At 63.2% G+C, this 9,569-nt stretch carries 6 protein-coding genes; 3 read left to right on the top strand and 3 right to left on the bottom strand.

Annotated elements, in window-relative coordinates; all coding sequences use genetic code 11:
- Window positions 1-192: 192 nt before the first annotated feature.
- Together QCM77_RS36625 and QCM77_RS36620 are read right to left on the bottom strand one after the other, a co-directional pair.
- Window positions 193-1,008 (bottom strand): DUF2927 domain-containing protein, encoded by an 816-nt coding sequence (locus QCM77_RS36625; protein ID WP_279661249.1) that lies wholly within the window; start codon window positions 1,006-1,008, stop codon window positions 193-195.
- 84 nt (window positions 1,009-1,092) lie between these two features.
- A complete protein-coding gene (locus QCM77_RS36620; RefSeq protein ID WP_279661248.1) occupies window positions 1,093-1,671 on the bottom strand; it encodes a L,D-transpeptidase in 579 nt (192 codons plus the stop codon).
- 266 nt (window positions 1,672-1,937) lie between these two features.
- On the opposite strand from QCM77_RS36620, the gene QCM77_RS36615 reads away from it, so the two are divergent.
- Both QCM77_RS36615 and QCM77_RS36610 read left to right on the top strand, forming a co-directional pair.
- The gene (locus QCM77_RS36615; protein ID WP_279661247.1) at window positions 1,938-3,485 is read left to right on the top strand and encodes an acetolactate synthase large subunit; all 1,548 of its coding nucleotides are present in this window, start codon (window positions 1,938-1,940) and stop codon (window positions 3,483-3,485) included.
- 251 nt (window positions 3,486-3,736) lie between these two features.
- A complete protein-coding gene (locus QCM77_RS36610) occupies window positions 3,737-4,255 on the top strand; it encodes a hypothetical protein (RefSeq protein WP_279661437.1) in 519 nt (172 codons plus the stop codon).
- Window positions 4,256-4,321: 66 nt separating this feature from the next.
- Here QCM77_RS36610 and QCM77_RS36605 read toward each other — a convergent pair whose 3' ends face one another.
- Entirely contained in the window at window positions 4,322-4,663 is a 342-nt protein-coding gene (locus QCM77_RS36605) for a nuclear transport factor 2 family protein (RefSeq protein ID WP_279661246.1), read from the bottom strand.
- Window positions 4,664-4,791: 128 nt separating this feature from the next.
- Between QCM77_RS36605 and QCM77_RS36600 the strand changes: the two genes are divergently transcribed.
- A complete protein-coding gene (locus tag QCM77_RS36600) occupies window positions 4,792-9,429 on the top strand; it encodes a LuxR C-terminal-related transcriptional regulator (protein ID WP_280096206.1) in 4,638 nt (1,545 codons plus the stop codon).
- Window positions 9,430-9,569: the final 140 nt, after the last annotated feature.

The raw sequence follows: 9,569 nt of genomic DNA, 5'->3' as shown, positions 1-9,569 counted from the left end.
GGCTGGGGTGGGGGTGTCTCCGCGTCGGGATTGTCAAGAATTGCGAAGGATGTCCCTGTGTGGCGAGAGCCCTCACCCGCCGCGCTCTGCGAGCGCGTCGGCCTCTCCCGCAAGCGGGAGAGGCGGAGCAAGCCCGCGCGGTCCTCGTGAACCATATGCGATTGCCCTGCCCTCCAGCGGAGGGTAAGCGCGTCACTCCTTCAGATCATTCACCCGCTTCACCCACACCCTCACATCCGCGAGCACTTGCGGCAGCACCGCCTTGGCCTCCTGCACGGTCATGCCCGGCCTGATCCGGGGATCGTAGAGCAGGTTGAGGATGTATTGGTCGTAGACATCGAAATAGCCCATCGAGACGTTGTCGTTGAACATGGTCCAGGGCACGCTCGTGGTGTCGTTGATCGGGCCGAGCGATTGCAGCAGCTCCTCATAGGCACAGTCGAGGAAGGTGAAATCGCCGTTGTCGACGGTGAGGATGACGTCGGAATGCTCGATCTCGAAATTGTCGTTCTTGCGGAAGCCGGACAGGCATTGCGGATCGAGCGAAGTGCGGATCTCGCGGGCCTTCTCCGCGCCGTAGAAGCTCGAGATGGTGCGGAACAGATCGCGGTCGCGCACGAGCTTTACGCGCACATTCGCCGCCTCGCTGGTGTCGATCATGGCGATGTCGAGATGCTGCACGTGCTTGCCGATGTCGGCCACGACCTTTGCGAGCTGCGCCTTGCGGTCGGCGCGGTCACTCTCGGCGAACACGCGCACCGGTCCGTCGAACTTGCGAATGCGGTCGACACGGCCGGCAAGGTGATATTCGGCGCCGAACGCCGTCTTCAGAAAGCCATCGACGATCTCGCCGTCGGTAAAACTCTTCTTCTCGGCGCGCTGGCGCGAGGCGATCGCGGGCAATTCGCCCGCGACGGCAATGGTAGCGGTGTCAGGGTTGAACGCGACGGTGGCGAGCGCCAGCAGGACGATGCGAAAGCCGGACGAAGGCAGGGCCAATGCGCTCATTGTCAGGCGACGCTGCCGTATTCGGAAGCGACGCACAAGACCGCATATTCACGCGCCCTGCGGGTTCCCGCGATTCGCCGCAGGCTAGTTGTTCAGCACGACCACGGTGGTGCCGACCGAGACGCGGCCGTAGAGGTCGCTGACGTCGTCGTTGGTCATGCGGAAGCAGCCCGAGGATACCGCCTGGCCGATCGTCTCCGGCTCGTTGGAGCCGTGGATGCGATAGAGCGTCGAGCCCAGATACATCGCGCGCGCGCCGAGCGGATTCTCGACGCCGCCCTTCATGTGACGCGGCAGGTCCGGCCGGCGGGCCAGCATCTGCGACGGCGGCGTCCAGTCCGGCCATTCCTTCTTGGCGGTGATCCTGTGCACTCCGCCCCAGCGGAAGCCGTCGCGGCCGACGCCGATGCCGTAGCGCAGTGCCTGGCCGTTCTGGAGCACCAGATAGAGCCGGCGCTCGCTGGTGTTCACCACGATCGTGCCGGGGGCGTAGTTGCCGTTGTACATGACGGTGGACCGGGGGACCGGGTTCGAGCCGCCGCGGAAGAAGTTCGGGCCGCCGCCCATGATGTCGCGCGAGTCGAACTCTTCGGCGAAGGCGCCGCCGGCGGTGGCCGACAGCAGTGCGATGGCGGCAATCGGCGCGGCAAAAAACCGGATCATTGTTTCCCCCAGCAAAAATCGATTCAACGGAAGTCACAGGCCATATTTGCGGGCTTTTCGCAAGCCACGCCCCCGTGAGACAGGTCATCCTTAACGGTTGGCGTTACCAAATCGGCAACCGCACCAATTTGCCGGAAAGCATTAGCCAAGCCGGTGCATTGCGGCGCGGGGCAGGGCCGCGATGCCCCCTATTGCTTTGACGAGACGAGCGAACAATGATTGATCGGACGGATCATTGGAAATGGCCGGTTGCGGGAGCAGAAAGAATGAACGGTGCGGAAAGTCTGGTGCGGACGATGGTCAAGGGCGGGGTCGACGTCTGCTTCTCCAACCCCGGCACCTCCGAGATGCATTTTGTCGCAGCGCTCGACCGCGTGCCCGGCATGCGTTGCGTGCTCGGTCTGTTCGAAGGCGTGGTGACCGGCGCCGCCGACGGCTATTTCCGCATGAAGGGTACGCCGGCCTCGACGCTGCTGCATCTCGGTCCCGGTCTCGCCAACGGCCTTGCCAATCTGCACAACGCCAAGAAGGCGAACTCGGGCATCGTCAACATCGTCGGCCAGCACGCCGTCTACCACATCGCCTACAACGCGCCGCTGACCTCCGACATCGAGGGCCTGGCCCGGCCGATGTCGTCCTGGGTCCGTACCTCGCCGAACTCGAAATCGGTCGCCGCCGACGGTGCCGCGGCGATCGCCGCCGCCAAGAGCGCCCCGCCGCAGATCGCGACCCTGATCCTGCCCGCCGACACCGCCTGGAATGAAGCCGACGGCATCGCCGAGGTGCCGGCCGAGCAGCAGCGCGCGAGCTATTCGCCGCAGGCGGTCGAGCAGGCCGCAAAGATCCTGCATGGCGACGGCGAGGGCACGCTGCTGCTGATGACCGGCAGTGCGCTGAGCGAGCAGGGCCTGGCGCTGGCCGAGCGCATCGCCGCCAAGACCGGCTGCACCGTGATGGGCCCGACCTTCCGTCCCAGGATGGCGCGTGGCCGTGGCCGCTTCTCGATCGATCGCATCCATTATGTGATCGAGAACGCGCTGCAGATGCTGGCGAGGTTCCGCCATATCGTGCTGGTCGAGTCCGACGATCCCGTGGCGTTCTTCGCCTATCCGGACAAGCCGAGCATCCTCAAGCCCGAGGGCTGCGAGGTGCATCGCATGACCTCCTGGGGTGAGAATTCGGTCGCAGCGCTGGAAGCGCTTGCGGGCGCGGTGAAGGCCAGCGCGAAGGACGTCAAGCCGCAGCCCGTGCAGGAGCTGCTCAAGCCCACCGGCGCGCTGACCCACGCCTCGATCGCGCAGGCGATCGCCTATGCGATCCCCGAGAACGCGATCATGGTCGACGAATCGCTCACCACCGGCCGCGCCTTCTTCCCGCCGACGGCGGCCGCGGCTCCGCACGACTGGCTCCAGAACATGGGCGGATCGATCGGCTTCTCGACGCCGCTCTCGATCGGTGCCGCGATCGCCTGCCCGGACCGCAAGGTGATCTGCATGGTCGGCGACGGCAGCGCGATGTACACGATCCAGTCGCTGTGGACGCAGGCCCGTGAAAACCTCAACATCGTCACCATCGTGTTCGCCAATCGCATCTACCAGATCCTGCGCGGCGAGTTCGACAATGTCGGCGCCGGCGAGCCCGGCCAGCGTGCCAGCGACATGCTCCGGCTCGACCGTCCGACGCTGGATTTCGTGGCGCTGGCCAAGGGCATGGGCGTGTCCGGCCGCGCCGTCACCAACGCGGACGAGTTCAACAAGGCGCTGGCTGAGGCCGTCGCCGAGCCCGGACCGCGGCTGATCGAAGTCCAGATGTAGGGGAGTCTCTTCACCTCTCCCCGCTCTTCTGCTGCGAGAGGTCGGATCGCGCAGCGATCCGGGTGAGGGGCAAGGCAAGCTGCGGGCCCAGGCAAAGGACCATCCGACTCGCACGCGGCGCGCGTTCGACCTATCATTCCAACCGAATTCGCGGAGGCGGCCCCTCACCCCACCCTCTCCCCGTAAGAACGGGGCGAGGGAGCGAGAGGCCGGGCGACGCGACGCGCAAGGTTGGAATGGCCGGGGGCAAGATGCAGACCGAGCTGAACAAGGTGATCGCGGCGCTCCGGGACTTCTACGCGCAGGAAGCATTCCTGTTCGAGAAGGACATCGGCGAGCGTGCGATCACGCATCGCTTCGCCGTGCATCTGGAGAAGCAATTCTCCGGCTGGTCGGTCGACTGCAACTACGACCGGCTCGGCGAGCGCACGCTGCATCTGCCGCACGGCACCATCATCTCGACCGACGATCATCTGGGCAAGTCGATCTATCCTGACGTCGTCGTGCATCAGCGCGAGATCCCGAACAATTTGCTCACCGTGGAGATCCGCAAGGCGAGCAACCACACCTCGCTCGATCACGACCAGCACAAGCTGATGGCGCTGACCGATGCGCATGTCTGGTTCGCCTACTGGATCGGCGTGCTGCTGGTGCTGGACAAGCACCATGTGACGATTTCGGAGGTCTATGTCAGCGGCGTCGTCGATCAGCCGCTGTCGCGCTGGTTCGCGACGCGGCTCGCGGAGAACGGCCTCGCAGCAGCGGATTAGCCCGGCTGCTAACAAGCGTCAGCGCCTTGACACGGCAAGGCCAGCACGTGACCTGTCGCGGCTGGATCACGCCGCGGTCTGGTGTGAGGGATTGCAATCGAGTTTCTTAATCCTCCCGGCGTCATCAAACGCAAAAAGCGCATGCATGACACCAGTTCTCGTGACGTACGAGATAATGGTCCCGTCATCCGAAGGATTGAGATCGTCTAACGCGCCTGCCGGATGTTCGCGGAGGCGATCGACCCAATAGGCACGGAGCGCCTCGCGGCTGGCAATGGTTATGCCGTTGCCGCAGCAGCCGCAGTGGACCACGGCATCTTCGGCAAACATGTCCAGGATCGCTTCGATATCGCCTGCGCGGTAGGCATCGAGCCAGTCAATCGCAACGGCCATCGGGTCAAATGGCATATTTCTCACCTGAAGGCCGTCAAAACCCACAATTTTAGGTTAAGCTTAACCCTGCTAACCTCTTCCTCTACGCGATTAATTGCATTTTAATAGTCGCCCCGGCCTCGGCCATATGCCGAAGCACATAGATGGCCGGGACCAAGGCAACGCCCATGTTAGACATGTCCGCGAAGCAGGTGGGTTTCAAGCGCATCCGGCTTGTGATCGTAGATCGACAACCGATCGTTCTCCAGGGTCTGAAGTCGATACTCCGGGCACAGCAGGGCTTCGACGTTGTCGCATCATGTCGCGATGGAACTAGCGGCCTCGAAGCAATTCGGAACTTGATGCCCGACGCCGCGCTTCTTGCGGACACCCTGCCGGATCTGACGGTGTCCGAGATCCTCGCTATTGCGAAAGCTGAGAATCTTTCCGCGAGGCTGCTGTTCTTTACCGAGTCCGATTCCGTATCCGACCACGATCTGACCGCAGCTCTTGCTGCCGGCGCCTGTAGCGCAATTTCGAAGTGTGCTTCGGCCGACACTATGTTGCGACAGTTGAGGTTGCTGACGAAGTGCAGTGTGTCACCCCAGCAATTCGATCACTCGCCAACCGGCAAGGACGCTGACGACGGCGGCAGAATTGAAAAGACGCTGGAGGTATTGACGCACCGGGAACGTCAAATCGTACATCTCGTATCAGAAGGAATGTCGAACAAGGAGATCGCGCGCCAGCTGAATGTTTCGCCAGGGACGGTCAAAGTCCATCTGTACAACATCTTTCAGAAGCTCGAGATCACCAATAGAACCGTACTTGCCACCCTCGCGTTGTTACGAAGTCCCTCCGGCTTCGGCACACTCGCGCTGGCCTTTCTGGCGGTCGCCATTGCGGACGAACTCAAGGCGTCGGAAGCGAACGATATGCTTCCGGATGACGACGGCATCGGCCACGCGGGAGAGCACGCCGGAGATGAGCCCTGGGAAAAAGCCATTCTCCGGCACCTCGTCGCCTGGGAATTCGGCGAGACGCTCCCGCTCAGCCAGAGTGACTTTTTGGCCAAGCTGGGCCAAGCCGCGAACACGGCGGCGGCAATGGAAGCGCTGCGCGTGGTTGAGGAATCCGCAGGCTCGAAACCGTGGAAAAACTACGGTCCCGTTGGATCGAGCACGCCCAATCTTCCTGCGCCTCCACTACGAGGAACCAGCGACACACAGACTGGAGGTGACCTAACCGCGGAACATCAATTCCCCCGACTTGCCTCCAATCGGATGTCGATTCAGGGAGGGGATGGCACCTTCGCCACTCTCGCCGGTGCGTTGATCTACGCACTGGACGACCCCCATCTCGCCGTGCGGTCGCATGACCTGGGTCAAGCTTCGATCGACACCTTCGTGGCCGTCGGCGGAGAGAATGCGGCCACAAAGCTCGCCACGATCACTCATGCCGACGTCAATCATGTAGACAACTCAGCCCCGGGCGTCCCTTCGCACGATTCCCACCTGTCTTCCGCGCATGTGACCACTGGAAACGAAAGCGTCGCTGGAGAAGACGCTCGGAGCCTGGTGAGTCATGGCGCCGAGGGTGACACACTCCGAAAACTCGTTGGCTTGGTCGACGCCGGTCACGATGCCGGTGTTGGCGGATACAGCCGCGATCAACTGATGGGCGGCGGCAACGTTGATGGGAACGTTGTTCATCGCTCTCCGACAGATTCCAATTCTACATCTTCCCGCTCCGCCTTCGATTTCGCATCTGGGTCGAGCAGGATCAATCTTGCGGCTTTCGGAGCGCTTGTGTGGCTGCATATGACAGCGGCAACCAAGTCTATACCGCCACATACCCTCGCCTGGATCTACGACGCCGTAAGCAATGAAACGGTCGTCTATGTCAATCCGACCGATCGGGTCCTTGATATCCGGGATCGCGGCGTGCTGGAAATCCATCTGCAGGGGATTGTATCGGTCGCGGAATCTGATGTCGTCGACCACCGAGCAGCTGTCGCCATCACCTTGGAGAAGCTCGAAGAAGCGCTGACATCGGCGAGCGCCATCGATGAGACTGTTCTGAGCAAGGACAATGTCCAGGCCAGCATCAAGGCGAGCGAGAGCACGCCCGGGACGGCTGCAGTTTGGCCCATTCTGGCCGACGACGGCTTGAGGTTCCAGTTCGGGCAGACTCGGAGCGGCTTGGGGGAGACGGCAAGGTTCAGAGCTAGCGATTCGGCGGATGCAGCGGAAGAGAGCGATGGTGCGTCTGGCGAATTGGTTCGCGTATCATCGATCCAGCCTGCTCAGAGCGCGACAGCTGCGGCAGTTGGAAATCTCACATCCCGGAGTGAGCCGATCAAAACGGACACCGGTGTTTCGTCGACTGGGCCGAACGCGATCGCCCAACCGAGCATTGCAGCGGCCGACAGCGCGGACAGTGGTAACTCGCAGCACGCTTCGGAGTCAGAGTCTGCAAAGGCCGCAGCCACGGAATCGACTGAAGCTGACTCCAAGCCGGGCAATGGCGCCGAGCGTCACGCTCAGGCTTCTGACACTCCGCGAGGGTCAGGGAAGAAGGCAGAACCAGGCGGGGCCGAACACGGCAACTCGGAGCACTCAAAGTCTGCAAGCGCGCCGGACGCAGCCGAGAACGCCGGATCGACCGTCGCAACGGCCGACAGCGCGGGCCATGATAAATCGCAACGCGCTTCGGAGCCTGGGTCTGCAAAGGCGGCAGCCACGGAGTCGACTGAAGCTGGTGTCAAGCCGGGCAATGGCGCCGAGCATCACGCTTCGGCTTCGGACGCACCGCGAGGGTCAGCGAAGAAGGCAGAACCAGGCGGAGTCGAACACGGCAACTCGGAGCACTTAACCTCTGCAAACGTGCCGGACCCAGCCGAGAACGTCGGATCGAGCGTCGCGACGGCCGACAGCGCAGGCCATGGTAACTCGCAACACGCTTCGGAGCCTGGGTCTGCAAAGGCCGCAGCCACGGAGTCGACCGAAGCTGGTGTCAAGCCGGGCAATGGCGCCGAGCATCACGCTCAGGCTTCGGATGCTCCGCGAGGGTCAGCGAAGAAGGCAGACCCAGGCGGTGTCGAACACGGCAACTCGCAGCACTCTGCGAACGCGCCGCACCCAGCCGATAACGTCGGATCGAGCGTCGCAGCGGCCGACAGCGCGGACCACGGTAACTCGCAGCACGCTTCGGAGTCAGGGTCTGCAAAGGCCGCAGCTACGGAATCGACTGAAGCTGGCTCCAAACCAGGCAACGGCGCCGAGCATCACGCTTCGGCTTCGGACGCTCCGCGAGGGTCAGCGAACAAGGCAGACCCAGGCGGTGTCGAACACGGCAACTCGCAGCACTCTGCGAACGCGCCGGACCCAGCCGATAACGTCGGATCGAGCGTCGCAGCGGCCGACAGCGCGGACCACGGTAACTCGCAGCACGCTTCGGAGTCAGGGTCTGCAAAGGCCGCAGCCACGGAATCGACTGAAGCTGGTGCCAAGCCGGGCAATGGCGCCGAGCATCACGCTCAGGCTTCGGATGCTCCGCGAGGGTCAGCGAACGAGACAAAACCAGGCGGAGTCGAACACGGCAACTCGGAGCACTCAAACTCTGCGAACGCGCCGGACCCAGCCGAGAACGTCGCATCGAGCGTTGCAGCGGCCGACAGCGCGGACAGCGCGGACAGCGGTAACTCGCAGCACGGTTCGGAGTCAGGGTCTGCAAAGGCCGCAGCCACGGAATCGACTGAAGCTGGCTCCGAACCAGGCAACGGTGTCAGCAATGGCGCCGAGCAACACGTTCAGGCTTCGGACGCTCCGCGAGGGTCGGCGAACGAGACAAAATCAAGCGAAGTCGAACACGGCAACTCGCAGCACTCTGCGAACGTGCCGGACCCAGCCGAGAACGTCGCATCGAGCGTCGCAGCGGCCGACAGTGCGGACAGCGGTAACTCGCAGCACGCTTCGGAGTCAGGGTCTGCAAAGGCCGCAGCCACGGAATCGACTGAAGCTGGCTCCGAACCGGGCAACGGCGTCGGCAATGGCGCCGAGCATCACGCTTCGGCTTCGGACGCTCCGCGAGGGTCGGCGAACGAAGCAAAATCAAGCGAAGTCGAACACGGCAACTCGCAGCACTCTGCGAACGCGCCGGACCCAGCCGAGAACGTCGCATCGAGCGTCGCAGCGGCCGACAGCGCGGACAGCGGTAACTCGCAGCACGCTTCGGAGTCAGGGTCTGCAAAGGCCGCAGCCACGGAATCGACTGAAGCTGGCTCCGAACCGGGCAACGGCGTCGGCAATGGCGCCGAGCAACACGCTCCGGCTTCCGACGCTGCGAGCGCGTCAGCGGCAGTGAAGACGGCAGACCCCGCCGCCGTGGAGCACGGCAATTCGGGGCACTCAACCGCTGCGAACGCACCGGAAGCAGCCGAAACCGTCGATCCGAGCGTTGCAACCGGCGCTAACGCCGAACGCGAAAACTCGCAGCACGCTGCGCAATCTGCTGCAACCGCATCTGAAGACGTGCAGCCGGCCAAAGCTGCGTCCGAGACAGGCGGCGCCGATCAAGAACCGGTGTTCCGCTTCGAGCCAGCTCCTGCCACTCTCGTCGCGGTAGTCGAGCTTAAGCATCTTAATGATCCGCTCGATCTGCACATTCCGCCCGGTCAGAAAGAGGCCCTCGAGGTGATCGTCAAAATGGTCCCTAATGCACCGGACGAACACGCGGCCAACCACGGCGATCATAGTCCGCATCACGGCATTGTACCTGCGCATCATGACTTGCTGATTTGAAGCGTGGCATCGTCATTGACTGAAAACAGGAGCGACCGCGAGGGCCCGATGTTGAGCAGGCTGCCGCCCGCGTAGGTCTCACTGAATGCCGCAGCCCCTCACCCGGATTGCACTGGACGATGCTGCCCATCGCCAGGCGC

It is taken from the genome of Bradyrhizobium nivariense (assembly GCF_029846695.2).
GTDB lineage: Bacteria > Pseudomonadota > Alphaproteobacteria > Rhizobiales > Xanthobacteraceae > Bradyrhizobium.
The sequence above is the reverse complement of the archived record's forward strand: the minus strand, read 5'-3'. Positions and strand labels throughout refer to the sequence as shown.